22 protein-coding genes, 7 tRNA genes and 8 pseudogenes are annotated in these 26,810 nt (G+C 48.4%); 34 read left to right on the forward strand and 3 right to left on the reverse strand.

The features are described from left to right. The first annotated feature begins 1 nt into the window (after position 1). Together rsmA and ACYF68_RS01850 are read left to right on the forward strand one after the other, a co-directional pair. Positions 2-898 (forward strand): 16S rRNA (adenine(1518)-N(6)/adenine(1519)-N(6))-dimethyltransferase RsmA, encoded by an 897-nt coding sequence (rsmA, locus tag ACYF68_RS01845; RefSeq protein WP_461045224.1) that lies wholly within the window; start codon positions 2-4, stop codon positions 896-898. Positions 899-972: 74 nt separating this feature from the next. Beyond that, positions 973-1,236 carry a Veg family protein gene (locus tag ACYF68_RS01850; protein ID WP_344703728.1) on the forward strand — a complete coding sequence of 88 codons (264 nt, stop codon included), beginning with the start codon at positions 973-975 and terminating at the stop codon, positions 1,234-1,236. An 85-nt stretch (positions 1,237-1,321) separates the two neighbouring features. Here ACYF68_RS01850 and ACYF68_RS01855 read toward each other — a convergent pair whose 3' ends face one another. Then, positions 1,322-1,885 carry an NADPH-dependent FMN reductase gene (locus ACYF68_RS01855; RefSeq protein ID WP_461045225.1) on the reverse strand — a complete coding sequence of 188 codons (564 nt, stop codon included), beginning with the start codon at positions 1,883-1,885 and terminating at the stop codon, positions 1,322-1,324. 211 nt (positions 1,886-2,096) lie between these two features. On the opposite strand from ACYF68_RS01855, the pseudogene ispE reads away from it, so the two are divergent. From ispE to ACYF68_RS02015, 32 genes and pseudogenes are all read left to right on the forward strand, one after another. Beyond that, positions 2,097-2,941 (forward strand): annotated as a pseudogene (gene ispE, locus ACYF68_RS01860) (4-(cytidine 5'-diphospho)-2-C-methyl-D-erythritol kinase). 62 nt (positions 2,942-3,003) lie between these two features. Next, positions 3,004-3,816, forward strand: a pseudogene (gene purR / locus ACYF68_RS01865) (pur operon repressor); the annotation flags it as partial. Between the two features lie 58 nt (positions 3,817-3,874). Next, complete coding sequence (locus ACYF68_RS01870; RefSeq protein ID WP_461045226.1) at positions 3,875-4,252, forward strand: RidA family protein; 378 nt, start codon at positions 3,875-3,877, stop codon at positions 4,250-4,252. Between the two features lie 65 nt (positions 4,253-4,317). Beyond that, positions 4,318-4,614, forward strand: a pseudogene (spoVG, locus tag ACYF68_RS01875) (septation regulator SpoVG); the annotation flags it as partial. Positions 4,615-4,831: 217 nt separating this feature from the next. Next, complete coding sequence (gene glmU / locus ACYF68_RS01880; protein ID WP_461045227.1) at positions 4,832-6,193, forward strand: bifunctional UDP-N-acetylglucosamine diphosphorylase/glucosamine-1-phosphate N-acetyltransferase GlmU; 1,362 nt, start codon at positions 4,832-4,834, stop codon at positions 6,191-6,193. A gap of 13 nt (positions 6,194-6,206) precedes the next feature. After that, complete coding sequence (locus ACYF68_RS01885; RefSeq protein ID WP_461045228.1) at positions 6,207-7,181, forward strand: ribose-phosphate diphosphokinase; 975 nt, start codon at positions 6,207-6,209, stop codon at positions 7,179-7,181. Between the two features lie 118 nt (positions 7,182-7,299). Then, the gene (locus ACYF68_RS01890) at positions 7,300-7,929 is read left to right on the forward strand and encodes a 50S ribosomal protein L25/general stress protein Ctc (RefSeq protein WP_461045229.1); all 630 of its coding nucleotides are present in this window, start codon (positions 7,300-7,302) and stop codon (positions 7,927-7,929) included. 64 nt (positions 7,930-7,993) lie between these two features. Further along, entirely contained in the window at positions 7,994-8,566 is a 573-nt protein-coding gene (pth, locus tag ACYF68_RS01895; protein WP_461045230.1) for an aminoacyl-tRNA hydrolase, read from the forward strand. After that, positions 8,559-11,866 (forward strand): annotated as a pseudogene (gene mfd / locus ACYF68_RS01900) (transcription-repair coupling factor); the annotation flags it as partial. The gene pth and the pseudogene mfd, both read left to right, overlap by 8 nt. A 159-nt stretch (positions 11,867-12,025) precedes the next feature. Then, complete coding sequence (locus ACYF68_RS01905) at positions 12,026-12,640, forward strand: SAM-dependent methyltransferase (RefSeq protein ID WP_461045231.1); 615 nt, start codon at positions 12,026-12,028, stop codon at positions 12,638-12,640. 26 nt (positions 12,641-12,666) lie between these two features. Continuing rightward, positions 12,667-13,203 carry a MazG nucleotide pyrophosphohydrolase domain-containing protein gene (locus tag ACYF68_RS01910; protein WP_461045232.1) on the forward strand — a complete coding sequence of 179 codons (537 nt, stop codon included), beginning with the start codon at positions 12,667-12,669 and terminating at the stop codon, positions 13,201-13,203. Further along, positions 13,193-13,468, forward strand: coding sequence for an RNA-binding S4 domain-containing protein (locus ACYF68_RS01915; protein WP_344703704.1), 276 nt, complete (start codon positions 13,193-13,195; stop codon positions 13,466-13,468). The genes ACYF68_RS01910 and ACYF68_RS01915 overlap by 11 nt, the downstream gene beginning before the upstream one ends. Positions 13,469-13,530: 62 nt before the next feature. Beyond that, entirely contained in the window at positions 13,531-13,941 is a 411-nt protein-coding gene (locus tag ACYF68_RS01920; RefSeq protein WP_461045233.1) for an FtsB family cell division protein, read from the forward strand. Positions 13,942-14,026: 85 nt separating this feature from the next. Continuing rightward, positions 14,027-14,401, forward strand: a complete 375-nt coding sequence (locus ACYF68_RS01925; protein ID WP_344703700.1) for a S1 domain-containing RNA-binding protein — start codon at positions 14,027-14,029, stop codon at positions 14,399-14,401. Positions 14,402-14,458: 57 nt separating this feature from the next. Then, on the forward strand, positions 14,459-14,713 hold the full coding sequence (locus ACYF68_RS01930) for an ATP-binding protein (RefSeq protein ID WP_461045234.1): 255 nt from the start codon (positions 14,459-14,461) through the stop codon (positions 14,711-14,713). Beyond that, on the forward strand, positions 14,673-15,644 hold the full coding sequence (gene tilS / locus ACYF68_RS01935; RefSeq protein ID WP_461045236.1) for a tRNA lysidine(34) synthetase TilS: 972 nt from the start codon (positions 14,673-14,675) through the stop codon (positions 15,642-15,644). Before ACYF68_RS01930 ends, tilS begins: the two co-directional genes overlap by 41 nt. A gap of 51 nt (positions 15,645-15,695) precedes the next feature. Continuing rightward, positions 15,696-16,244, forward strand: a complete 549-nt coding sequence (gene hpt / locus ACYF68_RS01940; RefSeq protein ID WP_344703696.1) for a hypoxanthine phosphoribosyltransferase — start codon at positions 15,696-15,698, stop codon at positions 16,242-16,244. A 74-nt stretch (positions 16,245-16,318) separates the two neighbouring features. Beyond that, positions 16,319-18,319: an ATP-dependent zinc metalloprotease FtsH gene (ftsH, locus tag ACYF68_RS01945; RefSeq protein ID WP_461045237.1), complete on the forward strand. Its 2,001-nt coding sequence runs from the start codon at positions 16,319-16,321 to the stop codon at positions 18,317-18,319. A gap of 139 nt (positions 18,320-18,458) precedes the next feature. Beyond that, the gene (gene hslO / locus ACYF68_RS01950; RefSeq protein WP_380570691.1) at positions 18,459-19,328 is read left to right on the forward strand and encodes an Hsp33 family molecular chaperone HslO; all 870 of its coding nucleotides are present in this window, start codon (positions 18,459-18,461) and stop codon (positions 19,326-19,328) included. 68 nt (positions 19,329-19,396) lie between these two features. Next, positions 19,397-20,325, forward strand: a pseudogene (cysK, locus tag ACYF68_RS01955) (cysteine synthase A). Positions 20,326-20,447: 122 nt separating this feature from the next. Beyond that, positions 20,448-21,235: pseudogene (gene folP, locus ACYF68_RS01960) on the forward strand (dihydropteroate synthase). Further along, positions 21,228-21,593 carry a dihydroneopterin aldolase gene (folB, locus tag ACYF68_RS01965; protein WP_380570694.1) on the forward strand — a complete coding sequence of 122 codons (366 nt, stop codon included), beginning with the start codon at positions 21,228-21,230 and terminating at the stop codon, positions 21,591-21,593. Before folP ends, folB begins: the two are co-directional and overlap by 8 nt. 59 nt (positions 21,594-21,652) lie before the next feature. Continuing rightward, positions 21,653-22,067 (forward strand): annotated as a pseudogene (folK, locus tag ACYF68_RS01970) (2-amino-4-hydroxy-6-hydroxymethyldihydropteridine diphosphokinase). Beyond that, a complete protein-coding gene (dusB, locus tag ACYF68_RS01975; RefSeq protein WP_380570695.1) occupies positions 22,060-23,055 on the forward strand; it encodes a tRNA dihydrouridine synthase DusB in 996 nt (331 codons plus the stop codon). Before folK ends, dusB begins: the two are co-directional and overlap by 8 nt. 12 nt (positions 23,056-23,067) lie before the next feature. Beyond that, positions 23,068-24,556 (forward strand): annotated as a pseudogene (gene lysS / locus ACYF68_RS01980) (lysine--tRNA ligase). A 123-nt stretch (positions 24,557-24,679) separates the two neighbouring features. After that, positions 24,680-24,755: transfer RNA gene (locus ACYF68_RS01985), tRNA-Val, on the forward strand. 16 nt (positions 24,756-24,771) lie between these two features. Then, positions 24,772-24,847: transfer RNA gene (locus ACYF68_RS01990), tRNA-Thr, on the forward strand. Between the two features lie 57 nt (positions 24,848-24,904). Further along, positions 24,905-24,979, forward strand: a tRNA-Gly gene (locus ACYF68_RS01995). 42 nt (positions 24,980-25,021) lie between these two features. Then, positions 25,022-25,095 (forward strand) — tRNA-Arg (locus ACYF68_RS02000). 11 nt (positions 25,096-25,106) lie between these two features. Further along, a tRNA-Pro gene (locus ACYF68_RS02005) sits at positions 25,107-25,180 on the forward strand. A gap of 22 nt (positions 25,181-25,202) precedes the next feature. Next, positions 25,203-25,274 (forward strand) — tRNA-Ala (locus tag ACYF68_RS02010). 21 nt (positions 25,275-25,295) lie between these two features. Continuing rightward, positions 25,296-25,369, forward strand: a tRNA-Ile gene (locus ACYF68_RS02015). 54 nt (positions 25,370-25,423) lie between these two features. Here ACYF68_RS02015 and pdxR read toward each other — a convergent pair. Together pdxR and ACYF68_RS02025 are read right to left on the reverse strand one after the other, a co-directional pair. Continuing rightward, positions 25,424-26,293, reverse strand: coding sequence for a MocR-like pyridoxine biosynthesis transcription factor PdxR (pdxR, locus tag ACYF68_RS02020; RefSeq protein WP_461045238.1), 870 nt, complete (start codon positions 26,291-26,293; stop codon positions 25,424-25,426). Further along, positions 26,290-26,760 carry a GntR family transcriptional regulator gene (locus ACYF68_RS02025; protein WP_461045239.1) on the reverse strand — a complete coding sequence of 157 codons (471 nt, stop codon included), beginning with the start codon at positions 26,758-26,760 and terminating at the stop codon, positions 26,290-26,292. Before ACYF68_RS02025 ends, pdxR begins: the two co-directional genes overlap by 4 nt. Positions 26,761-26,810 lie beyond the last annotated feature (50 nt).

Genomic DNA, 26,810 nt, shown 5'->3' on the forward strand with positions numbered 1-26,810 from the left:
GATGAAGGATATCGCAACAGCGGGAAGAACGAAGCAGATACTGGACGAGCATGGATTTAAATTCAAGAAGAGTCTGGGTCAGAATTTCCTTGTGGATTTGAACGTAATCAGGGAAGTGCTCGATAAAGCAGACATTTCAGATAAAACAGGGGTTATCGAAGTGGGGCCTGGAATCGGATCACTGACTGAGCAGTTGGCCAAAAGGGCGCAGAAAGTAGTGGCATTTGAAATAGACCAGCGGCTGATGCCGGTGCTTGATGATACGCTATCGCCCTACTCCAATGTAAAGGTCATCAATGAAGATATATTGAAAGCGGATATCGAGGCCGTCATCAAAACAGAATTTGACGGGTGTGAAGAGGTCATTGTAGTGGCCAACCTGCCGTACTATATTACAACACCGATACTGATGCACTTCCTTGAGCGGAATCTGCCGATTTCACGCTATTATGTCATGATGCAAAAAGAGGTGGGCGAGCGCATCAGTGCCCGTCCGAACAGTAAGGCGTATGGCTCGTTATCGATCGCCATCGATTATTTCACAGAAGCCAAAGTCATCCGCAATGTGCCGAAGGGAGTCTTCATGCCACCCCCGAATGTCGATTCCATCATCGTAGAGATGACTGCCCGGGTACAGCCGAAAGTGCCCATCGATGACGAGGGAGTGTTCTTTGCATTGACACGGGGTGCGTTTGCACAAAGGAGAAAGACGATATTGAACAACTACTCGATGCTGTTTGAAGAGGGGAAAGAGAATAAAGGTAGAATCGAAGCCATGCTGCAACGTGCGGATGTTGATCCAAAAAGGCGGGGCGAGAGCCTTGCAATCGAGGATTTTGCACGCATATATGAAGCTTTGAAATCTTATCCTGAATTGAAATTGGCTCATAAAGCATAAAACTGTCGCAATTACCATGAAATTTTGACAAATTCATGTAAACTTGCTATAATGGGTTTAGTGAGGTGGGCCAAATGCCAAAAACTTTGATCGACATCAAAAAAATTCTTGATTGTCAATTGGGTAACCCAGTTTTACTCCGTGCAAATGGAGGGCGCAAGAAATTGATTGAGCGACGAGGTGTTCTTAGAGAAACGTACCCTTCTGTATTCGTCGTGGAGTTAGACCAGGAGGAGCACAGCTTTGAAACAGTGTCATATACATACACAGATGTATTGACATCCAATGTTGAAGTGACATTCTATAACGAAGAGAAAGAAGCATTTGTAATCCAGTAACTGAACGCAGTTGCCATCCTTGGTGGCAGCTTTATGCATGATAATAAAAATAACGGACAGCCGACGGCTGTCCGTTATTTTTATTTTATCTGATCGTTTTCAAGCCTTTCGACCAGTTTACCGTCGTAGTGATGACATTCTCCACTGTAGCATTATGAACCTCATTCGGTTTGAATGTCTTCATGCCTTCAAAGTCGGTGAACAGGCTGAAGGCCCCAAAAGGCGTTACAGTCGCAACATTAAGGTTGCCGAGTATTTGGCGCAGTGACAGGGAAGCTGCTACGCCAAGCGTCGAGCCATACCCGATGATGCCTGCGGCTTTGTGTCCCCATTCAGGTCCAATGTAGTCGATGGCATTTTTGAGTGATGAAGTGATGCTCTTATTGTATTCAGGAGTGATGAATATGAAACCATCCAACTCATCAATCTTTTTTGACCATGCGTTAACTGTATCTTTAGAGTAGGATTTGTTCGCCATTGCCGGCGGCAGATCTTCATTGAACATCGGAAAATCATATTCCTTTATATCAACAATCTCAAATTCAGCTTCCAGGTCCATTTTTTCTGCAAAATCCTTGATCCATTCTGCCACCTGCAGATTGACTCGAGCAGGGCGTGTACTACCAGTTACAATACCTATTTTAACCATTACGATTGCCTCCATCATAAAATATTATCAATTTACGCAGTAGACTATTAAAAAGTAACTGCCGTTTATTATAATATCTCAAATTCGTATTAATTCAACCTTTTTGTCTGCAAAGGGGCGGGTTGCGGTCTCATATATTATAAAGTCATATTTTATATATGCTTTTTATGATAAACTGATAAAAAAATGACCGTATGATGGAAGTGAAATTATGCATTTTGAAACGGCACCCGCTAAAATCAACCTGACCTTGGATACATTGTACAAAAGAAAAGACGGCTACCACGAAGTGAACATGGTCATGACGACAGTCGATCTCAATGATCAGCTCTCGTTCGAGAAGCGTAATGACCGGAAGATCATCATCCATACGGAACATCGGCATGTTCCCCTGGACCGGAGGAACTTGGCCTACCAGGCTGCTGAACTGATGTTCCGGGAGTATGGTGTTGAAGCAGGCGTTACCATAACAATCGATAAGAATATTCCCATCGCTGCCGGACTTGCCGGGGTTCTGCAGATGCTGCGGCAACGCTCAGGGGCATCAACGCCCTCTTTGGGCTTGGCGTAGATATCGACACCTTGGCCCAGTTAGCCAGCAAGCTGGGATCTGATATTCCTTTTTGCGTATACGGAGGAACAGCGTTGGCAACAGGCAGAGGTGAGGAGATAGAGCGCCTGCCGAAGCCACCAAAAGGTTGGGTCGTGCTTGCCAAGCCAAAGATGAAAGTGTCGACAAAAACAATCTATCAAGCATTGGAACCAGGGAAGAACCCACCAGTTTCAGCAGCTATGGCAGAAGCGATCGGAGCAGGGGACCACGAAAAGATGATGCGCCTGATGAAAAACGATCTGCAGGAAGTGACCGTAAAAAATTATCCCGAAGTCAGCAAGCTTATAGATACGATGCTGCGCAATGGTGCTGAAGGTGCCATGATGAGCGGCAGTGGCCCCACCGTTTTCGGACTGGTCCAGAAAGAACGCCAGGCGGTCCATCTCTATAATGCGATTAAAGGATGCTGTAACGAAGTTTATAAAGTCAGACTGTTAGGATGATTGCCAAAAACCGAACTTTTATGTTAAAATCACTATATTAAATACGGTTTAGGAGTCATTGTATGAAATTTAAACGCAGTGAACGGCTGGTCTTCATGACCCAGCATCTCACTTCACATCCGAACCAGTTGATTCCACTGACCTACTTCGTGGATAAGTTCAGTCAGGCTAAATCTTCAATCAGTGAAGACATCAAAATAGTCAAAAATGTCTTTGAAACAGAGGGGATAGGATTGGTTCAGACGACCGCCGGAGCCGGCGGGGGCGTGACATTCCGTCCGAAGATCGATCATGTACGCTCAGCGGAGATCGTTGAGCGGTTCATGGAAGTGCTTAAAACTAAAGATCGGTTGCTGCCTGGAGGATACCTTTACATGTCGGACATAATGGGTGACCCCCATATGATGTCCGATATCGGAAAGTTGATTGCCACAATGTATGAAGGGGAGTCCATCGATGCCGTCGTCACCGTCGCCACCAAGGGGATATCATTGGCAAACGCTGTGGCGAGGGAACTTAATGTATCAGTCGCGGTCATACGCAAAGATAATAAAGTGACTGAGGGGTCTACTGTTTCCGTCAACTATGTATCGGGGTCGACGCGTAAAATAGAAACGATGGTCTTATCGAAGCGGACTTTGAAGGAAGGGGCGAAAGTCCTTGTAGTCGATGATTTCTTGAGGGCAGGTGGGTCTATCACCGGCGTCATCAACCTTATGGAGGAATTTTCGGCCCAAGTCGTCGGTGTAAGTGTCCTCGTTGAAGCCAAGCAAGTGGAGAACCGGAGATTCACCGATTATACATCATTGCTCAAAGTATCGGAGATTGATGAATTCAACCAATCTTTTGTAGTGGAAGAAGGCAATTGTTGGAGTATATTGAAAATGGCACTAAGGAACATCAGTCATAACAATAAAAGGAGTTTTGAAATATATGGAACCAATCAATGCAAAGAAAGCACCGGAAGCACTCGGTCCCTATAGCCATGGCGTCAAGGTAGGCAACATGTTCTATTCATCGGGGCAAATCCCGCTCAATCTGGAGGGGGAAGTGGTTTCCGAGGAGGTACAGGCCCAGACCAAGCAGGTCATGGACAATGTCGGGCATGTCCTCGAAGCCGCAGGCCTTGGTTATGATAACGTGGTCAAAGCAACTATTTTCATCAGTGACATGAATGACTTCCCACAGATCAACGAAGTTTACGGGCGCTATTTTACGGGTAAACTACCAGCAAGATCATGTGTAGAGGTCAGTCGTTTACCGAAGGATGTCAAAGTGGAAATAGAAGTCATTGCATCTGATGTGAATTAACAATATGGTTGACTGAAGCAGTACACATACGATCCAACAATAATTATTATTGGGGGAAGCGGATAATGAAGATAACAGACGTAAGACTGCGTAAAGTAAACAACCAGGACACCCGGATGAAAGCACTTGTATCCATCACGTTTGAAAGTGCCTTTGTCGTCCATGACCTCAGAGTCATAGAAGGCAACAACGGCCTCTTCGTCGCAATGCCGAGCAAGCGTACACCGGATGGAGAGTTCCGTGATATCGCCCACCCGATCAATTCTGAAATGCGGCAGCATGTGCAGGAAGAAGTGATGCGGGTATATGAGGAAACGGAAGACCCTGAGCCTGCAGGGGAAGCATCCGATGAAACGTCGGAAACAATCGTAGACCCTTCTGAACAGGAGACGGTCCGGCGCGAAACGGACTCTGATGAGGTCGGGGAAGACCAGAAAAGAAGAAGAATAGCCTTAACCCGCAAAGTAGTCGCTTTGTGGGTTTTTTAGGTCGCGAAAGTATAGGGATGATGGCTGTTAAACCTTGAAACTGGACGGTTACTAAAATATAATTGGATATAGCTATAAAATGGGGGACATTATGCAGACGAGAGCGATAATCTTGGCAGCTGGAAAAGGTACGCGGATGAAATCAGAGAAACCTAAAGTGCTGCATGAAGTGGGCGGAGTCCCTATGATCCAGCACGTCATCGACAACTTGAGAAAAGCAGGGATAGAAGAGATCCACGCTGTGCTGGGACATGAAGCACAAGCTGTGCGGGATCGTCTTGATGACAACATCAATACTACAATCCAAAAAGAACAGCTTGGAACTACCCATGCAGTACAGCAGTTGCAGGAAGCACTTGGTGGAACCGACGGACAGACGATGGTCATATGTGGAGATACGCCGTTGATCAGCGAGACGACTATGCAGATATTCATGAAATATCACCTGGATTCAGGTGCAAAGGCGACGATTTTATCAACAAGGACCCAGATACCCTATGGTTATGGCAGAATCATACGGAAGGAGAATGGGTCGGTCAGAAGGATTGTGGAGCAGAAGGACGCAAATCCCGCCGAGCAGGAAATCAAGGAAGTGAGCTCAGGCACCTTCATTTTTGATAATAGACTGCTGTTTGAAGCATTGGAAAAAGTCGATAATGATAATGCACAAAATGAGTACTATCTGCCGGATGCCATAGCGATAATGCGCGACAGGGGTGCCCGTGTGGAAGCATATCTCACACCGGATTTCGAAGAGGTGCTCGGCATCAATGACAAGATGGCGTTGGCGAAGGCGGAAGAGGTGCTGCGCGAGCGGATAAACACGCAGCATATGCAAAACGGTGTCACCTTGATAGATCCGAACGCCACTTATATAGATGCAGAGGTGCAAATCGGCCCTGATACCATCATATATCCTGGGGCAGTGCTCAGGGGGCGGACCAGAGTTGGAAAAAATGTAGTCATTTCTTCAGGCTCTGAAATCAAAGACTCGTTCATCGACGATGAGGTGGAGGTCAAGCATTCAGTTGTGCTTGGTTCTAAAGTCGGTAAAGGCACAACTGTCGGCCCATTCGCCCAACTGCGCCCAGGCTCTGAACTCGGCAAATCAGTCAAGATCGGCAATTTTGTCGAAGTGAAAAAATCACAGCTTGCAGATGAGGCGAAAGTGTCGCATCTCAGTTATATAGGAGATGCTGAAATTGGTGCGAGGTCGAACATCGGCTGTGGTACAATTACAGTGAACTATGACGGCAAAAATAAATTCAAGACTGAAATCGGCGCGGACGCCTTCATCGGGTGCAACTCCAATCTGATGGCGCCGGTGAAGATCGGGGACCGCTCCTTCATAGCCGCGGGATCGACGATTACAGACGAAGTGCCGGAAGATAGCTTGGCCATTGCGCGTAACAGACAGACGACAAAAGAAGGATACTTAAAAAAAGACAATTAATTGGAGGATCAACATGTTAGCTTCTAGCAATCAATACAAAAACTCGAATCTGCGCCTCTTCTCCCTGAAGGCCAACGAACCACTTGCAAGAGAAATTGCAGACCATATAGGCATTCCCCTCGGCAAATGTCAGGTCAACAGGTTTTCGGATGAGGAAGTCCAAATCAATATAGAAGAGAGTGTCCGTGGCTGCGACGTCTTCGTAGTACAGTCCACAAGCCAGCCGGTCAACGAACATCTGATGGAATTGCTTATCATGATTGATGCACTGAAGCGCGCCTCTGCAGCAACCATAAATATTGTAATGCCCTACTACGGTTACGCCCGTCAGGATAGAAAGAGCAGATCCCGTGAACCGATTACAGCAAAGCTTGTTGCAAACTTGATAGAAACAGCTGGGGCGGACCGCGTCATCTCACTCGACCTGCACGCACCGCAACTTCAAGGTTTCTTCGATATTCCGATAGATCACCTTATGGGTGTCCCGATCCTCAGTGATTATTTCGTAGAGCATAAAGGTCTGGACTTTGAGGAAGTAGTTGTGGTCTCCCCAGATCACGGTGGCGTGACCCGCGCCCGCAAGATGGCAGATCGCCTGAAGACACCGATTGCCATCATCGATAAAAGACGGCCGAAACCGAATGTTGCAGAAGTGATGAACATTGTCGGGGAAATCGAAGGCCGGACAGCAATCATCATCGATGACATCATCGATACGGGCGGCACGATGAAATTGGCAGCTCAGGCATTACTGGATAAAGGCGCCAAGGAAGTCTATGCATGTTGTACACACCCTGTGTTGTCAGGCCCGGCGATTTCAAGGATCGAAGAGTCTGTCATCAAGGAACTTGTGGTCACCAACTCCATCCAAATGCCTGAAGAGAAAAAGAGCAGCAAGATTGTTGAACTATCGGTCGGCGAGTTGATGGCTCAGGCAATTGTACGTGTCTATGAAGAGGAATCCGTAAGTATCCTGTTCGACAATTAACTGAATATCACAAGATTTTTTACAAACACCATGGTAATATGCTATTATTATCCATGGCTATGTGTTAAATTAGGCAATGCTAAAACAACTGTCTGTAAATGAAAGGTGGAAATATACCATGGCAAAATTGGCCTCAAAGCATAGAGAAGGCAAAGCAAAACGTTCAGAAGTTACTGAACTGCGCAGAACGGGGCAGATCCCGGCGGTCATCTATGGCTATCAAGTAGAGAATACTCCAGTTGCAGTCGACGAGAACGAATTCATCAAAGTAATACGTGAAGTTGGACGTAACGGTGTCATCGACCTTGATATCGAAGGAAACACAACTAAAGTGATGGTTACTGAATATCAATTCGATTCCCTGAAGAACCAGATCACGCACATCGACTTCATCGCAATCAACATGAAGTCTGAAGTGACGGTTGAGGTAACCATTGAAATAGTGGGTGAAGCAGCTGGAACTAAAGAAGGCGGCATCGTTGAGCAGCCGATATTCGAAGTTTCTGTAACAGCAACTCCGGATAACATTCCAGAATCCCTCGAAGTCAACGTCGAGGAAATGGAAATCGGAGATACACTCTACGTTTCAGATATCCGTGAAAAAGGCAACTTCACCATCGAAAACGAAGATGATGAAGCGCTTGTCACAGTGGTACCTCCTCAAAAAGAAGAGGAATCTGAAGAGGACGAAGAAGCAGCTGAAGGTGAAGAAACAGAAGAAGCTGCAGAAGAGAAAGACGAAGAATAATAATGTGAATGAACATGGCGGTGGATTTCCCATCGCCTTTTTTCACGTTGTATGAGGTGAGTATATGAAATGTATCATCGGTCTTGGGAACCCAGGAAAGAAATATGACGGTACGCGTCACAACATTGGGTTTATGGTCATCGATCATCTGGCGTATGACCTCGGTATAGAGCTGTCGAACAAAAAGTTTAAATGCCACTTTGGTGTGGGGTATCATAAAGGTCAGAAAGTGATGCTGGTAAAGCCTCAAACTTTCATGAACCTAAGCGGTGAAGGTGTCAGACCCCTCCTTGACTATTATAATATTGAGACGGAGGATATCTTGGTGCTGTATGATGATCTGGACCTTCCTGTCGGCAGATTACGCCTGAGGCAAAAAGGGAGTGGTGGAGGCCATAATGGCATAAAATCGCTGAACCAACATCTTGGTACCGAAAAGTACAACAGGATCAGGATTGGCATTGACAGGCCGGCTCCCGGCTCCTCGATCCCGAATTACGTATTGGACAAATTTCCGAAGGCTGAGCACAAACTGCTCGATAAAGTCATTCAGCGGTCTGGAGCAGCTTCAGCTGCATTTGTTACAGATCCCTTCCAGGAAATCATGACAGAATATAATGGTGATGTAGATGAATAAGAATATATCCCGGCGCATCCAGGAAGATGAACGCTTCTTGGAAGTGGCGAATCATCGGGATGCCCTCAACATGATGGTGACAGGCATCAACGATGACTTTAAACCTGCCCTGTTGTACGAACTCGCGCAAGCTGAAAAGCGTCCGATTGTAATATTCGTTCAGAATAACCATCAGATGGAAAAACTGGCCAACCCCTTGATGGACATGATGGATAATGTCCATACGTTCCCGGTCGGCGATATCATGGTGGAAAACCATGCCAAACAAAGCCCTGAATTCATGAAGTCGCGCATGAGCAGCCTATTTGCTCTGGCCCACAATGAACCGGGCTTATTCGTCGTGCCTGTACACGGGCTCCTCAAGCCGGTCATGCCGAAGGATAAGCTCCTAAGCTATGAGAAGACCATCAAGCTTGGCAGTGTAATCGATTATGACCAGTTCATAGAAGATCTTGTAAGCCTCGGGTACAGGAGGATGAATCAGGCAGTCCATTTTGGTGAATTTGCGGTGCGCGGAGACATCATAGACGTCTATATGTCAGAGCAACTTGTACGGATCGAGTTCTTCGACGATGAAGTTGATTCACTCCGATCCATAGATCCTGAAACGCAGCGCTCCATCGAAAATATCGATGCAATCACGATGGAGCCCCATGCAGAGCATATCATCGAGCGGCAAGAGCGGGAGCAGCTACTCGAAAGGATCGAAAAGCTGTACCAGGAGACACGCGAACAGCTCGACCAGGCAGGGAAAGAAGCACTTGATGAATATTATGATACCGTCACGCATCCAGATCAGACGTTCAATCATCTGGTCCAGTACAGCCATCTGTTGTTTGAACGGTCGATATCCATCATCGACTATATTACAGAGGACCACCGTGTAATCGTCGACGAAGTGAAGAATATGGCTTCAGCGTACGAGGCAGAATTCACATCGGTAAGCAGCTATTATGAGTCGATGGTTGCCGCAGGGCGGATGTTCAAAGGTGGTGGGAACTTCCTTGAAGGCCAGTATGAACGCATGCTGTCGATAAAAGGTGCGACCTACTTTACGCTCTTCACTAAAAGCATGCCCGTCGACATCGGGCATATAGTGAAGATTTCGGTGCGTCCGACTGAAATCTATTACGGCCAGTATGATATTCTGGCGTCCAATTTGAACCGCATGCTCCAGGATGACTATATGATAAACATCGTGCTCCGTGATGAAGATGAGATCATGAAGACACGTCAACTTCTTGAAGACTTGAAGATACCGAGCTATATCCGGGAGATCCCCGTGGACTCCGGGATCGTCCTTACGGAAGGGGCACTCCCTAAAGGCTTCATATTGCCGTTCATGAAGGTGGCGGTACTCGGCTCAAAGGAACTGTACAACAAGACCAGCCGAAAGAAGAAGCGCCAAAAGAAGCTCTCCAACGCCGAAAAGATCAAATCCTATCAGGAGTTGAATGTAGGCGATTACGTCGTTCACCTCCACCATGGTGTAGGCCGTTACCTTGGCATTGAAACGATGGAAGTATCCGGCATCCATAACGACTATATGAAACTCCAGTATAAAGGGACCGACCAGCTGTACATTCCGGTCGATCAGATGGATCTTGTCCAAAAATACGTGGCGAGTGACGATGGCCAACCTAAAATGCACAAGCTCGGCGGTACGGAGTGGAAGAAGACGAAAGCGAAAGTCGAGGCCAACGTCAACGAGATAGCGGATGAGCTGATCAAGCTCTACCAGGAGCGCAGTCAGACGAAGGGATACGCATTTGCCGAGGACAATGATATGCAGATGTCCTTTGAGGAACGCTTTCCATATGAACCGACGCCCGATCAGTATGCTTCAGTCAATGAAATCAAAAAAGATATGGAAGCCGAACAGCCGATGGATCGTCTGCTCTGTGGGGATGTCGGCTACGGCAAGACGGAAGTTGCGATCCGGGCCGCCTTTAAAGCCGTCCAGGATGGCAAGCAGGTGGCTTTTCTGGTCCCGACCACCATCCTTGCTGCGCAGCATTTCGAAAGCCTGATCGAGCGTATAGAGGACTTCCCGGTGAACGTGGCGATGATGAGCCGCTTCAGGACGCCGGCCCAGCTCAAAAAGACAAGGGAAGGGCTCAAAGAAGGCACCGTCGATATTGTGGTGGGCACACATAAGATCCTGTCGAAAGATGTCCAATTCAAAGACCTTGGCCTGCTTGTCGTAGATGAGGAGCAGCGTTTTGGGGTGAAGCACAAGGAAAAGATCAAACAACTAAAGACGAATGTGGATGTGTTGACGCTGACGGCCACTCCGATTCCCCGTACGTTGCATATGAGTCTGTCGGGTGTCAGGGATCTGTCGGTCATCGAAACGCCTCCGGAGAACCGCTTTCCCGTCCAGACCTATGTCCTCGAATACCAGGCGGACTTCGTCCGGGAGGCGATAGAACGGGAGATGGCCAGGGATGGCCAGGTCTTCTATCTGTATAACAGGGTCGATACGATCTATCAGAAGAAGGCGCATGTGGAAGCCCTCGTACCTGATGCCGAGGTCGGTGTCATGCACGCCAAGATGAATGAGAAAGAGATAGAGGAGACCATGTTCGCCTTCGTCAACGGTGAATATGACGTACTGGTGACGACGACGATCATTGAAACGGGCGTCGATGTACCGAATGCCAACACATTGATCATCGAAGATGCAGATCGCTTCGGCCTAAGCCAGCTCTACCAGCTGCGGGGCCGTGTCGGACGGAGCAACAGGATCAGCTATGCCTATCTCTTCCATCAGCCGGACAAAGTCCTGACCGAAGTGGCCGAAAAACGGCTGGAAGCGATCAAGGAATACACGGAACTCGGCAGCGGCTTCAAGATTGCCATGCGGGACTTGAATATACGGGTGCCGGAAATCTGTTGGGTAAACACCAGTCCGGGTTCATAGACTCGGTAGGCTATGAGCTGTACTCCGAGATGCTGGAGACGGCAGTCAAAGAAAAGCAGGGGATGGAGCCTGAATCAGAACCGGTGAACATCCCGATCGATGTGACATTGGATGCCTATATTCCAGCGACCTACATTCCGCATGAACAATCCAAGATAGACATATATAAACGCCTAAGGCGTGCTGAATCGATAGAAACGATCCGTGATATCGAGGATGAGCTGCTCGATCGCTTCGGTGAATACCCGGTAGAGGTGGAGCGGCTCCTGCAGCTGGTGCGCATCAAAGTCTACGCCCTCATGTTCGGCATCTATCAGGTGAAGGAGGACAAACGCCACTTCTATCTATATGTCTCCAAAAAATCGACAGAACAGATTGATGGGGAGAAACTATTTATGGATACCCAGGAATTCGGACGCATCATGAAAGTGGCCGTCCAGAAACGGTGAAATGAAGATTACGGTCCAAAGCCGGGACGTCGCCCAACTGGTCAAGATCCTTGAAGTGATACAGGAAAGCAGAATGGAGGAAGTCCTATGAAAAGAATAGAAGTGATCGGTCTGGGTAGTTCGGACCTTGCCCAGATGCCACTTGGCATCTGGCAGCGACTGACGCAGGCGGAAAAGATCCATCTGCGTACTAAAGACCATCCGGCAGTGCAGGCACTGGAAGAAGCGGGCATGGTGCTGATGGATTTTGATGAAGTATATGAACAGCATGACTCTTTTGAGGGAACGTACCGGCATATAGTGGATACGCTGCTTGATGAGGCGGCCGAAGCCGATGTATTGTATGCAGTCCCGGGGCATCCGCTCTTTTACGAAACGACTACTGAACTGCTCATGCAGCACGCGGCGGCAAATGAAGTGGAGTTGAAGATAACCGGCGGGCAGAGCTTCATCGATGCAGTTGTCACAGCACTTGAAATACCTGTAAATGAAGGCTTCCAAGTCATAGATGGCATGAACATCAGCATCAAAGACTTGAACCACCGCCAGCACACCCTGGTCACACAAGTGTATGACCAGCATAGTCTTGGGGAGGCCAAGCTCTCCCTGTTGGAATATTATCCGGCCGATACAGCAGTCCAGGTTGTAGATGCAGCAGGCAGCCCCAGCAGAAGATATATGACGCGCAACTCCACGAAATAGACCATGGCGGCATAGCGGGTAACCTGTTGTGCCTGTATATCCCGAAAGTGGATGACGAGCGTCTCGACATGCGTGACATCGACTATATGGTCGAGGTTTTTGATGTGCTCGTCGGGGAAGATGGATGCCCATGGGACAAGGAACAGACGCACGAGTCGCTCGAACGGCACCTTATAGAGGAAACATATGAAGTGATAGAAGCCATCGAAAACGGGGACGATGAAGCCATCGTGGAAGAATTTGGTGACATCCTGCTTCAGGTGGCCCTTCATAGCGCAATCGGCAGGAAAGATGGCTTCTTCGATTTCTATGATGTGCTGGAGAGCCTGACGGCAAAGATCATCAGACGCCACCCTCATGTCTTCGGGGAAGAAGTTGTGGAGACCCGTGAAGACCTCGACCGTGTCTGGGCTCGGGCGAAGCAGAAGGAAGGCAAGCGCGAAAAGATCAAACACGAGAAAGCATATGGGGAAATTGTCTTGAGCTGGATGAAGGAAACGATCCATGAAGGTAAAGCCCTGGATGAGATTCTGAAGGAAGGAGGGTACAAAAATGAGACTTGATAAATTCCTGAAAGTGGCCAGAGTCATCAAGCGCCGTACGTTGGCCAAGGAAATCAGTGATGACGGCAGGGTGAAAGTGAATGACCGGGCGGCAAAAGCGGGGACTGTTCTATCCGTCGGCGACATCGTCGAAATTGAGTTCGGTCGTAAAATTGTAACTTTGAAGGTCATGGAGCTCGGCGCTCACGCAAAGAAAGAAGATGCCGAGCGTATGTATGAAATAATAAAAGAACAGAAAATTGAAAGAGATTCTGATTTCCTCTAGCAAACGGCGTCCTTATGGTGTATTTTAAAGGTAGAGTACGGACAAATTAAGGGTGTGTTGCCGTGAGTAAAGTTGTTAAAGTGATCAACAATTACACAAAAAGGCGCGAGAAAGAGAAGAAAGTGGAACGGGCGCAGGACCGCGTCGTCAAAAAACGTACGATGGTCATCGGCAGTCTGCTGCTTCTTGTAGTGGGCGTGATGCTCCTTATCGCCTTCAATCAGAAAAACGAGAATCAACTGCTCCATGAGGAGCGGGTCCAGGCCCAGGTGGTTTTGGAAGAGCGCATTGAAGAATCAAAAGATCTGGAACAGCAGATCAAGCAATTGAATGATGACGATTATATAGCGCGGATCGCAAGGAGTGAGTTCTCCCTATCGGAAGAAGGGGAAATCATCTTCAATCTCCCTGATGTTAAAGAACAGAATGGAACAGAAGAAGAGCCGAAAGAAAATAAAGAACATGAAGAATAATCATTGCATATTGTAATGATTATTTTTCTATTTAATGGTATGATGGTAAGAGATTAAATGCTAATTGGGAGGATCATATATCAAGATGTCAGTTGAAGTGGGCAGTAAAGTAAAAGGTAAGGTCACAGGTATCAAGAATTTCGGTGCGTTCGTACAATTACCGGGAGGCAAGACAGGACTTGTGCATATCAGTGAGGTTGCAGATCAGTATGTGGAAGATATCAACGAACACCTTAGTGTGGGCGAAGAAATAGAAGTGAAAGTCCTATCCGTTGGTGACGATGGTAAAATCAGCCTGTCCATCAAAAAGGCAAAAGAACAGAAACCTAAACCCAAGCCGCGCAAGGAATCATCTCCTGAGGATTTCGAGAAGAAGCTCTCAAGCTTCATGAAAGACAGCGAAGATCGCCTCTCGACAATCAAGAAGCAGACGGAGTCACGCCGAGGCGGCAAAAGATAGATATATAATCAGACGATTCCTGTAATCGTCTTATTTTATTTTAAGAAGGATGAGGCTATGGAACTCTTCATACCCTGGCATCAGGATGAAACGGTGGGACTTGCCATATCAGGTGGAGTCGATTCGATGGTGCTCTATCACCTGCTGCATACGCGCTATCTAGACAGGCAGGAGAAGCTTGTGCTTTTTCATGTCAACCATGGTCAGCGTGAGGCATCGCTGTACGAGGCGGAGTACATCCGTGATATGGCCATGCGCGACGGCCACCAATTTGAAATGGTTACTTCTGGATATCCCGGCATCGTCATTTAATCAAGAGGTGGCCAGGGCCGAACGTTACCGTTTCTTCGACAGAATGATGAAAAAGCACGGTGCCGGGGTACTGGCTACTGCACATCATCTTGATGATCAGTATGAAACGGTGCTGCACAGCCTGTTGTCCGGGCGTCATCTTCCGGGTGCGATGGGGATTCCGGATGTCAGGCAGTCGGGCTCATATGAAATCGTCCGGCCGATGATCGGCATTTCCCGCAGAACGATTGAAGCCTATTGCGCCGAGCACGCGATTACATTCTTCGAAGATGAAACAAACAGTGCCAGCGACTATACACGGAACTACATCCGGCACCATATCATACCGCCGATCAAGGCGAGCAACCATCTTGATGCGAAACATCTTCTCCAGATCAAGGAGGACATGGGGGCGATCGACGCCATGCTTTCGGAAATGGCAGAGGATTTCCTTAGAGGGCAGGAGAGTGGCCTCGATCGTTCCAACTTCAATGGCCAGCGTGCCATTTTGAAGTTCTACATCCTGGTGAAATGGTTGAAGCAACACGATGCCACCATAAGAAGGCGCCATGCCGAAGAGATTATTGGAATCGCGGCATCGGATCTATCGAACACTTCATTCGATATCGGTGACGTACGGCTCGTCATTGCATATGACAAGATGACGGTCGCATCCGGAGAAGTGCCCAAAGAAGATACACTGGCGATCGATTGTGATGGCACATACATGTTCAATGGCTACAGGATCACCGCCGCTCTCCACCCAGATTATTATCCACTTACCGTCAGGACAAGGCAGACAGGAGATCGGATGCACGTGCCGGGCACGGGGACAAAGAAACTATCCCGCATCTTCATCGACAAGAAGGTCCCTGCTGACGACAGGGGGAGATGCCGGTCATCCTGGATCAGAATGATCAAATCATTGCACTGGGTGAAATTTATAATATAATGGATGACAAGGAAAAAGATAGTCGATTACTTATTGAGAAGGAGTTTACTGATGAGCCTAAGAAATGATATTAGCGAAATTGTATTATCTGAAGAAGAAATACAGGATATAGCAAGACGGCTCGGTAAGAAGATTACTGAAGATTATGAAGGGAAGACCCCAATACTTGTCGGACTGCTGAAGGGTTCGATCATGTTCATGGGTGATTTGGTCAAGTACATAGATACGCATCTTGAAATTGATTTCATGGATGTCTCCAGCTATGTGGGAACTGAATCTTCAGGGGAAGTCAAAATACTGAAGGATCTATCGACCTCTGTGGACGGACGCCATATATTGGTGGTTGAAGACATCATTGAGACAGGAACGACGTTGAACTCCATCGTAGATCTGATCGAATACCGCAACGCAGCATCACTTGAGATCGTGACCCTGCTCGATAAACCGGTAAACAGGAAACTTGAAGTGGACGTCAAATATGTCGGCACTGAAATCCCGGATGGTTTTGTTGTGGGATACGGCCTTGATTTCGATGAGAAGTACCGCAATCTGCCTTATATCGGTCTTTTGAAACCGGAATTATATAAGTCGGTAAAATAAATCAAAAAAGTGGAATATTGCTATGAAATTATGGTACTATTCCTTTTAGTTGTATTAGAAATGGAGGTTTACGGATGCCTAAGAATATAGGCCGTAACATCGTGCTGATATTGATTTTATCAGTTATAATGTTTGGTATATTTCAAAGTTTTAATGGTGATTCAGCTCTTGAAGAAGAGCTTCAATATGGAGAATTCCTCGAGGAGCTGGATGCAGGCAACATAGAATCGCTCACGCTCCAGCCCGAGCAGAACGTATATCTCGTCGAGGGGCGTCTGGCAGATCAGAATGAGCAGGAGTCTTTCACTTCGGTCATTCCATATAACAGCACGTCGGACCTCGATCAGATACTGGAAAGTGCAAAAGCGCAGGAAAGCTTGGACTTTACCATTGAACCTGCCGAAGAGCAGAGTCCTTGGACAAGCATGCTGTTCACTTTCATTCCGCTATTGCTTATCCTCTTCCTCTTCCTGTTCCTGATGAGTCAGGCACAAGGTGGCGGCGGTGGCGGCGGTGGCCGTGTGATGAATTTCGGCAAGAGTAAAGCGAAGCTCTATGACGAAAGCAAGAAGAAAGTCCATTTTGATGACGTCGCAGGGGCAGATGAAGAAAAGGCTGAACTTGTGGAAGTCGTCGACTTCTTGAAAGATCCACGCCGCTTTGACCGTATCGGTGCACGTATCCCTAAAGGGGTGCTGCTGGTTGGACCACCAGGTACCGGTAAGACATTGATCGCAAGAGCTGTAGCAGGGGAAGCGGGTGTACCGTTCTTCTCCATCAGCGGTTCCGACTTCGTCGAAATGTTCGTCGGTGTAGGTGCCTCCCGTGTACGTGACCTGTTTGAAAACGCCAAGAAGAACTCCCCATGCATCATCTTCATAGATGAGATCGATGCTGTCGGACGCCAGCGTGGTGCCGGTGTCGGTGGTGGACACGATGAGCGTGAACAGACATTGAACCAGCTGTTGGTGGAAATGGATGGCTTCGGTGAAAACGAAGGTATCATCCTGATTGCTGCAACGAACAGACCGGATATCCTGGACCCTGCACTACTTCGTCCAGGCCGTTTCGACAGACAGATTCCGGTTGGTCGTCCGGATGTCAAAGGCCGTGAAGCAGTACTGAAGGTACATGCTAAAGATAAGCCGCTCGATGAATCCGTCGACCTCGGTGCAATCGCAGCCAGAACGCCTGGCTTCTCCGGCGCAGACCTCGAGAACCTTCTGAACGAGGCAGCTCTCGTGGCGGCAAGATCCGATAAACGCAAAATTGATATGCGGGACATCGATGAAGCGACAGACCGCGTCATCGCCGGACCTGCCAAGAAGAGCCGCGTCATCTCCGAGAAGGAACGCAATATAGTCGCCTATCATGAAGCGGGCCACACCGTCATCGGCATGGTGCTTGACGATGCCGATATGGTGCACAAAGTGACGATTGTACCGCGTGGCCAGGCTGGTGGTTATGCAGTGATGCTTCCTAAGGAAGATCGCTACTTCATGACCAAACCTGAACTCGAGGATAAGATTGTAGGGCTGCTCGGTGGCCGCGTATCCGAAGAAATCTCATTCGGTGAAGTATCCACAGGTGCCCATAACGACTTCCAGAGATCCACAGGCATTGCGCGCAGCATGGTTACGGAGTATGGTATGAGTGAAAAGCTCGGACCGCTTCAATTTGGAGATTCGAACGGCCAAGTATTCCTTGGTAAAGATATGCAGTCAGATCCGAACTACTCTGATGATATCGCGTATGAAATCGACCAGGAAATGCAGCGTATCGTCAAGACACAGTACGAGCGCTGCCGTCAGATATTGACGGAACACCAGGAACAGCTCAACCTGATCGCGGAGACGCTCCTTACTGAAGAGACGCTCGACCGTGAACAGATTGAAGGACTCTTCTATCATGGTGAGCTCCCTGTTCGTGTCTATGACGAAGATCAGGAAGATAAAGAAGAAAAACCAGGTTCATCTTATAAAGAGGTGAAGGAGAACTTGCACCACTCGTCAGAAGATGAGGAAGAAGTGGTGGAGCAGGAAGAAACTTCACAATACGATGGGCCAAGACGATGACAAAGGTTATCGCAATGGACAAGATGCATCTGTCGATGATCGAAATGATCGTGGACAGAACTAGATGGCAGAATAACTGAAGAAATTGATGCCAAAGTCGCCTGAGGGCGACTTTTGGTGATTTATAGGAGGAAATTGGATGGACCACTTGGTCAGAGGAATTGGAATGAATGATGAAATACGTATTTTTTCAGTGGATACTACAGAAACGGTAAATGAAGCAGTAAGCAGACACGGGGCATTGCCGACGGCAGCTGCCGCTCTTGGACGCTCCATGACTGCAGGATTGATGATGGGATCAATGCTTAAAAATGAGGAGAAGGTCACACTGACGCTGCAAGGTGGCGGGCCGGTCGGCGCCATAGTGGTCGACAGCAATGCCAAAGGAACCGTGCGCGGCTATCTCAGCAATCCTGAAGTGCATTTTCCACTTAATGATAAAGGTAAGCTTGATGTCAGTCGTGCAGTGGGCACAGATGGCTATTTAAGTGTGGCGAAAGATATCGGTTTGAAGGAACACTTTACGGGCTCGACGGAAATCGTATCCGGAGAGATTGGAGAAGATTTTTCCTATTACTTCTACGCAAGTGAGCAGGTGCCTTCCATCGTAGCGCTTGGGGTGTTGGTCAATCCCGACAACTCAATCAAGGCATCGGGCGGATTCATCATTCAGGTGATGCCGGGTGCAAGCGATGAGACCATCCGCTACTTGGATCAGCGTGCGAAAGAGATGACCCCTGTGTCCAAGCTGATTGATGCTGGATTATCCCCTGTAGAAATCATAGATGAAGCGATAGGCGCAGAGAACTGGAGGGTGCTTGACGAATCACCGGTGAAATTTGAATGTAACTGTTCAAAAGAACGTTTCCTCAATGCCATCGCTTCACTTGACCCAAAAGAGATCATCACGATGATACAGGAAGATGGCGGAGCGGAAGCGGATTGTCATTTCTGCCGCAACAAAGTATGGATTGAGAAGGAAGAACTGCAGGCGCTCCTGACCCATTAAAATTGATTGGATACAGATAAAATGTTATATTATCCATAGTCAACAACTAGGAATAGGAGAGTGTTTATATGGGCAGACTTTATAACAATATTTCTGAAGTGATCGGCAATACACCGCTTGTAAAGCTGAATCGACTGACCGATGACGGCATGGCGGACATCTATGTCAAGCTCGAATTCATGAATCCGGGCAGTTCCGTCAAAGACAGAATTGCACTGTCGATGATCGAGCGTGCTGAAGAAGAAGGCGTGCTGACTGAGGACACGCCCATCATTGAACCTACCAGCGGCAACACTGGTATCGGACTTGCGATGGTCGCCGCAAGTAAAGGGTATAAGACGGTTCTCGTCATGCCTGACACAATGAGTAAAGAACGCCGTAACCTCTTGAAGGCATACGGTGCAGAACTCATCCTCACACCAGGCGCTGAAGGCATGAAGGGTGCCATCAAGAAGGCAGAAGAGCTTGCCGATAAGCATAGCTATTTCATGCCGCAACAGTTTGAGAACATGGCCAATCCAGAAATACACGCAAAGACGACAGGCCGCGAACTTGTGGATCAGTCCGAAGGACTTGATGTCGGTGCATTCGTAGCCGGAATCGGAACAGGAGGCACGATATCAGGTGCCGGTAAAGTTCTGAAAGAGAAATATCCGGATATCGGCATCTATGCGGTCGAGCCGGAAGATTCTGCAGTGTTGAGCGGCGGTGACCCGGCCCGCACAAACTGCAGGGCCTGGGCGCAGGATTCATCCCAGGTACGCTGAATACAGAAATCTATGACGAAGTGCTGCAGATCGGTAACGACGAGGCGATGGATTGGGCGCGCAAGCTTGCCGCTGAAGAAGGCATACTGGGCGGCATCTCGTCAGGTGCAGCCATCAAGGCGAGCCTTGACGTGGCGAAGAAGCTCGGCGAAGGCAAGGCAGTCATCACAGTATTGCCGTCAAACGGGGAGCGTTACCTTTCCACCCCACTATTCAACTTTGAAGATTAGAGGAATTGAAGAAATACCATGTCCGACATAGGATATGGTATTTTATTTTGTCTTTGGGAGGATTATATTTCATGCTTGAGTTGTGATATACTACACCTAATATTGTGGAAAAGGGTGAGTGTATGGAGCGCCTTCAAATCATGGGCATATTGAATGTGACGCCGGATTCCTTCAGTGATGGCGGCCAGTATAATTCAGTGGAGGATGCTGTCGCCCGTGCTGAAAAGATGGTTTCAGAAGGTGCCGACATCATCGATGTCGGGGCTATTCGACCCGTCCCGGGCACAGCACAATCAGTATAGAAGAAGAAATCGAAAGGGTCGTCCCTGTCATTGAAGCGATTCGCGGAATAGGTGCGGATATAGCGGTCGACACATTCAGGAGTGAAGTTGCAAAGAGCGCCCTGGAGGCTGGTGCGACGATGATCAATGACCAGTGGCGGGGCCAATACGATGAAAAGATATTCGATGTCGTGAGCGACTACGACGTCCCGATTTTTCTGATGCACAATAATACCCATGGAACGTACGGAGATGTGGTACCGGATATGATCGGGGAGCTCGAGACTTCCATTAAGATGGCCAAATCCCGTGGCGTCAAGGCGGACAAAATCTGGATTGACCCCGGTATCGGGTTTGCGAAGACGCGTGAAGAGGAGCTTGAAGTCATGCGGCGCCTAGAGGAGCTGGTGGCAACAGGTTATCCTGTACTTTTGGCCACAAGCCGTAAACGCATGATCAAGGAATTGATGACTGAAGAATTGCCGGCTGCCGAACGTGACGAAGCCACTGCCGCAACGACGATCTATGGTATCGATAAAGGAGTCAGGGCGGTGCGCGTCCATAATGTCCGGCTTAATCGGAAGATTGCTGACGCCTACATCAAGCTCAAGGAGGATCTCGATGGATAACATTAAGATAAATGGCATTAAAACATATGCGTATCACGGGGTATTTGATGCGGAGCGTCAGCTGGGACAATTCTTCATCACAGATGTCACCATGCACCTCGATCTGACAGCCGCCTCCACGACGGATGATCTCGATCTGACGGTCAATTACGGCGAAGCCTATAAGTTGATAGAAGATGTGATTGCAGGGGAACCTGTCAACCTTATAGAATATTTGGCGGGAAAGGTGTCGCAGACCTTGTTTGACCGATATGATAAAATAGTAGGAGTAGAAGTGACGATAACTAAAGTGAACCCTCCAATTGAAGGGCACTACGAAAACGTCAGCATCACTCTGAATAGAAAGCGGGAAAATTAATGGCGGTTGTATATTTAGGATTGGGAAGCAATATTGGAAAACGCAGCGATAACCTGGAGATGGCCATCCAAAAACTTGATGAGCAGCCAGAAGTGGAAGTCGTAAAACGTTCTTCGATAATCGAAACCCTGCCATACGGAAAGACGGATCAGCCTGACTTTTTGAATATGTGTCTGATGATCAAAACCCGTGTCTCACCACTTGAGCTTCTGGAGCTGATCCACATCATCGAACATGATATGGGGCGTGTCAGGGAAGAAGTCTGGGCCCAGGACAATTGATATCGACATACTGCTCTACGAAGATCTGGAGCTTGAACTGGATGAGTTGACCATTCCGCACATTGAGTTGCATAAGCGTGACTTTGTCCTTAACCCACTCTCAGAAATCGCCGCAGATGTCGTCCACCCCACTTTCGGCAAGACGATCGGCACCTTGAAGAAAGAGCTTGAAGCAGGTGGGCACAATGTTTAAAATCGGTGATGTTGAGATAAATAACAGGGTCGTCCTTGCCCCTATGGCTGGGGTGTGCAATGTGGCCTTCAGATTGACTGTGAAAGAATTCGGGGCTGGCCTTGTATGTGCGGAAATGATCAGTGATAAGGCGCTTCTGTTCGGCAATGAAAAGACTAAGCGCATGCTGTATATCGATGAAAATGAACATCCGATGTCACTCCAGATATTCGGTGGTGAAAAGGAGACGCTGGTTGAGGCGGCGAAATATGTGGATGAGAACACCTCAGCTGATATCATTGACATCAATATGGGGTGCCCGGTATCTAAAATCATCCGGTGTGAGGCCGGTGCGCGTTGGCTACTGGATCCCGAGAAGATATATGACATGGTCAATGCTGTCGTTCAGAATGTCTCCAAGCCGGTGACCGTCAAAATGAGGATCGGATGGGATAGCGCGCATATTTATGCAGTGGAGAACGCAAGAATGGCCGAAAAAGCAGGCGCCGCTGCGATCACGATGCACGGACGTACCCGCGAGCAGATGTACGAAGGGCAAGCGGATTGGGAAATCATCCGCCAGGTCAAGGCGGCGGTGGACATTCCCGTCATCGGCAACGGCGATGTCACGTCGCCGGAGCTGGCCCAGAAGATGCTCGATGAAACAGGGGTCGACGCAGTCATGATCGGCCGTGAGGCGCTTGGTAACCCGTGGATGATCTACCGCACGGTGCATTACTTGGAAACAGGTGAACTCATCGGGGAGCCCGATCTGAAAGAGAAGATGGATGTACTTAAACTGCATATGGACCGTCTGATCGACCTTAAAGGTGAGAAGGTGGCACTTATGGAGATGCGCAAACATGCTTCTTGGTATATGAAGAATATAAAGGGCAATGGCCGGATAAGGAAAGGGATCAACCAATCTGAAACGAGATCCCAGCTTGTTGAAGTGCTCGATGAATTCGTAGCGGAACATCAAGCAAACAATACAGAATTAATAGTATAGGAGAGAGAAACTGTGAGTGAAGAAATAAACGACCAGATAAATGTCAGAAGAGAAAAAATGCAGCAGCTTATCGATCTTGGCATGGATCCTTTCGGTTCGAAATACGAACGTACAGCATATTCAAGTGATCTGAAGGAAGAATGGGATGCATTCTCTAAAGAAGAGCTTGCTGAAAAGGAAGACCAATCTGAGACGATGATCGCAGGCCGCCTGATGACCAAGCGTGGTAAAGGTAAAGCCGGATTTGCGCATATCCAGGACATCAACGGCCAAGATCCAGATCTATGTCAGGAAGGATCAGGTGGGTGAAGCCGATTTTGAAATATGGCAGCAGGCGGACCTTGGAGATATCGTCGGGGTCAAAGGTGTGATGTTCAAGACCAACACGGGAGAACTATCCGTCAAGGCACAGGAGTTTACGCTGCTGACTAAGGCACTGCGCCCATTGCCTGACAAGTACCATGGCCTAAAAGATGTTGAAGAGCGTTACCGCAGACGCTACCTCGATCTGATTACGAGTGAAGACTCAAAAGAGACGTTCATCAAACGCAGTAAAATCATCCAGGAGATGCGCAACTATCTGAACCAGCGCAATTTCCTTGAAGTCGAGACACCGATGATGCATACGATTGCAGGCGGGGCACAGGCACGGCCTTTCGTGACACACCACAATGCCCTTGATATGGAGCTGTTCATGCGTATCGCAATAGAACTGCATCTGAAACGCCTGATTGTCGGAGGCCTCGAAAAAGTCTACGAAATCGGCCGTGTGTTCAGGAACGAAGGCATCTCAACACGCCATAATCCGGAATTCACGATGATTGAGTTGTATGAAGCATATGCGGATTTCAATGATATTATGGATCTTACGGAAGAGATGGTCGCCCACATCGCCAAAAACATCAACGGTACGACAGTTGTCGAATATGGCGGTGAAGAAATCGATCTGACACCAAGATGGAAACGGGTGCATATGGTCGAGGCGGTCAAAGAGAAGACGGGTGTCGACTTCTACAGCGTAGAGTCTGATGAGGAAGCGCATGCACTCGCCAAAGAGCATGGTATCGAAGTGCGTGACAATATGCAGTATGGTCACATATTAAATGAGTTCTTTGAACAGAAAGTAGAAGAAACGCTCATTCAGCCGACATTCGTCTACGGTCATCCAGTTGAGATTTCACCACTGGCTAAGCAGAACGCCGAAGATCCAAGGTTTACAGACCGCTTCGAGCTGTTCATCGTCGGGCGCGAGCACGCCAACGCATTCACGGAACTCAACGACCCGATCGATCAGAGAAGGCGCTTTGAAGCTCAAGTTGCCGAGAAAGAAGCGGGCAACGACGAGGCGCATGATATGGATGAAGACTTCCTGGAATCGCTTGAATACGGCATGCCGCCTACAGGTGGGCTTGGCATCGGCATAGACCGTCTGGTGATGCTGTTGACCGATTCTGCATCCATCCGGGATGTCCTGCTGTTCCCTTATATGAGGCAGAAATAGTAATGGAATACACTCCAGTAGATTCTGGGGTGTATTTTTATTCCATTTAAAATGTAAAGAAGGTTGACTTTCTGGTGCCAAATGGAGTATGATGGAAAAGGTTGATGGTGAAATGATCATCCAGGAGAATTAGCTCAGCTGGGAGAGCATCTGCCTTACAAGCAGAGGGTCGGCGGTTCGAACCCGTCATTCTCCACCATTTAAGTCCATACTCAGCCGCTCTAGCTCAATTGGCAGAGCAACTGACTTGTAATCAGTAGGTTGGGGGTTCGATTCCTCTGGGCGGCACCATTTTACTCTTGACGGACCAGGAATTAATTGATAAAGTAATATCTGTTAAACTTATTTGCGGAAGTAGTTCAGTGGTAGAACACCACCTTGCCAAGGTGGGGGTCGCGGGTTCGAATCCCGTCTTCCGCTCCATTTTTTATTAAGCGGTTATGCCGTTTTATTTTTTTTGCTTATGCGCCCGTAGCTCAATTGGATAGAGCGCTTGACTACGGATCAGGAGGCTAGGGGTTCGAATCCTCTCGGGCGCGCTCAGCAACCACGGGAAGTAGCTCAGCTTGGTAGAGCACTTGGTTTGGGACCAAGGGGTCGCAGGTTCGATTCCTGTCTTCCCGACTCTTTAGATTCATCACATCATGGGGCTTAGCTCAGCTGGGAGAGCGCCTGCTTTGCACGCAGGAGGTCAGCGGTTCGATCCCGCTAGTCTCCATATTTCAATTACATATACCGGGGGCCTATAGCTCAGTTGGTTAGAGCGCACGCCTGATAAGCGTGAGGTCGGTGGTTCGAGTCCACCTAGGCCCACTCAAGAGACATGGAGGATTTCATGTCTCTTTTTTTGGCCTGAATGATGCTTGATTATAACCGCGCGCAATTTTCCAGGAAGGCCTTCAGGATGCTGATGATTTCATCACTGTCCTTTTCCCCGATGCCGATTACGACCGAGTCGGTCATATGATTTGAATATGAATAGGCGTCACCGTGGACCAGACCATGCTCTATGGCCTGGTCTTTTAGATTTTTGCCTTTGAGCCTGAGGATGAAGTGCATCCCTGTATGCTCCCCCTCGATATGGACGGCGTAATGGGTGCGTACCCAGCTGGTGATCTCCTCCATCTTCTTCTTATAGACTTTTCTCATACGGTTGATGTGGCGGTTGAAGTAGCCATCTTCCATGAAGCGTGCGACGATATGCTGGTTCTGCCGCGGCACATTGCACGCCATCTCCTTCTTATAGTAGAGTTCTGCAAGCGCTGGTGGCAGTACCATGCACGACAGCCGCAGGGAAGGGTAGAGCGACTTCGAAAAAGTGCTCATATAGATGGTGCGGTCGTTCTGATCCAGCCCCTGCAATGAAGGAAGGGGGCGCCCTGTATAGCGGAATTCGCTGTCGTAGTCGTCCTCTATGATGTAGTGGCCTTCGTCCCCTGCGTAGTTGAGCAGTTGGATGCGTTTTTTAAGTGACATCACCGCACCGCTTGGAAATTGGTGGGAAGGCGTCACATGCACTACAGGGTTGTCATAGGCCGCCACCTGGCCTATATCTATGCCGTCACTAAAGACCCGGGCTGGGTCCATACCGCCATCATATTTCTCCAGCACTTTCTGTATCACGGGATAACCTGGATCTTCAATCGTCATGCGCGGATATTTGAGCAGATAGAGCACCTGCTCGAGGAGGAACTCTGTGGAAGGACCGATGAATATCTGGTCGATGGAACATGTCACCCCCGGCTCAGATGGAGGTATTTCTGTATCTGGGCCTTCAGTCGGGATTCGCCGCTGTCTTCCCCTTTATTCAAAAGTTCGGCATCCGAGTATATCTCCCGTGCAATCTGTTTCAGGGCATCACTCTGGACAAGGGACGTGTCGATGGTGCCGAGCGGCAGCCGGTATTCTTTTTTTCGGGGGCGTTCAATGTCAGGGGCGCCCGAGGCATCGACCTGCTTGAGCTGTTCGATCGCTGATACATAATAGCCGCTCTTTTCCTTGCTGTAGATCAAATCCTCATCCACCAGGAGGTGGTAGGCATGTTCAATCGTCGTCTGACTGACCGACAGATCCTCCTGCAGCTGCCGTTTGCTCGGTAACTTCTCATCGGCACCACGATCTCCATTTAAAATCTGGGATTTGATGATGGTATAGAGCTGCTCGAAAAGTGGTTGGCTTGCGGCTTTATCCAAATGGATAAGCATAATCTGACCCCCTGAATTTGTTTTAATCTGGCACTTATAAGTGATCAGAT

The organism is Salinicoccus sp. CNSTN-B1, assembly GCF_054792835.1.

What these genes read in the sequence shown, in the direction of transcription:
- ftsH (WP_461045237.1), top strand. Translation starts at nt 16,319, where the DNA reads ATGCCTAAGAATATAGGCCGTAACATCGTGCTGATATTGATTTTATCA.
- ACYF68_RS01915 (WP_344703704.1), top strand. Translation starts at nt 13,193, where the DNA reads ATGAGACTTGATAAATTCCTGAAAGTGGCCAGAGTCATCAAGCGCCGT.
- ACYF68_RS01930 (WP_461045234.1), top strand. Translation starts at nt 14,459, where the DNA reads ATGGAACTCTTCATACCCTGGCATCAGGATGAAACGGTGGGACTTGCC.
- hpt (WP_344703696.1), top strand. Translation starts at nt 15,696, where the DNA reads ATGAGCCTAAGAAATGATATTAGCGAAATTGTATTATCTGAAGAAGAA.
- ACYF68_RS01885 (WP_461045228.1), top strand. Translation starts at nt 6,207, where the DNA reads ATGTTAGCTTCTAGCAATCAATACAAAAACTCGAATCTGCGCCTCTTC.
- glmU (WP_461045227.1), top strand. Translation starts at nt 4,832, where the DNA reads ATGCAGACGAGAGCGATAATCTTGGCAGCTGGAAAAGGTACGCGGATG.
- ACYF68_RS01850 (WP_344703728.1), top strand. Translation starts at nt 973, where the DNA reads ATGCCAAAAACTTTGATCGACATCAAAAAAATTCTTGATTGTCAATTG.
- folB (WP_380570694.1), top strand. Translation starts at nt 21,228, where the DNA reads ATGGATAACATTAAGATAAATGGCATTAAAACATATGCGTATCACGGG.
- ACYF68_RS01905 (WP_461045231.1), top strand. Translation starts at nt 12,026, where the DNA reads ATGAAAAGAATAGAAGTGATCGGTCTGGGTAGTTCGGACCTTGCCCAG.
- dusB (WP_380570695.1), top strand. Translation starts at nt 22,060, where the DNA reads ATGTTTAAAATCGGTGATGTTGAGATAAATAACAGGGTCGTCCTTGCC.
- ACYF68_RS02025 (WP_461045239.1), bottom strand. Translation starts at nt 26,760, where the DNA reads ATGCTTATCCATTTGGATAAAGCCGCAAGCCAACCACTTTTCGAGCAG.
- ACYF68_RS01855 (WP_461045225.1), bottom strand. Translation starts at nt 1,885, where the DNA reads ATGGTTAAAATAGGTATTGTAACTGGTAGTACACGCCCTGCTCGAGTC.
- ACYF68_RS01925 (WP_344703700.1), top strand. Translation starts at nt 14,027, where the DNA reads ATGTCAGTTGAAGTGGGCAGTAAAGTAAAAGGTAAGGTCACAGGTATC.
- rsmA (WP_461045224.1), top strand. Translation starts at nt 2, where the DNA reads ATGAAGGATATCGCAACAGCGGGAAGAACGAAGCAGATACTGGACGAG.
- pth (WP_461045230.1), top strand. Translation starts at nt 7,994, where the DNA reads ATGAAATGTATCATCGGTCTTGGGAACCCAGGAAAGAAATATGACGGT.
- hslO (WP_380570691.1), top strand. Translation starts at nt 18,459, where the DNA reads ATGGACCACTTGGTCAGAGGAATTGGAATGAATGATGAAATACGTATT.
- ACYF68_RS01870 (WP_461045226.1), top strand. Translation starts at nt 3,875, where the DNA reads ATGGAACCAATCAATGCAAAGAAAGCACCGGAAGCACTCGGTCCCTAT.
- ACYF68_RS01890 (WP_461045229.1), top strand. Translation starts at nt 7,300, where the DNA reads ATGGCAAAATTGGCCTCAAAGCATAGAGAAGGCAAAGCAAAACGTTCA.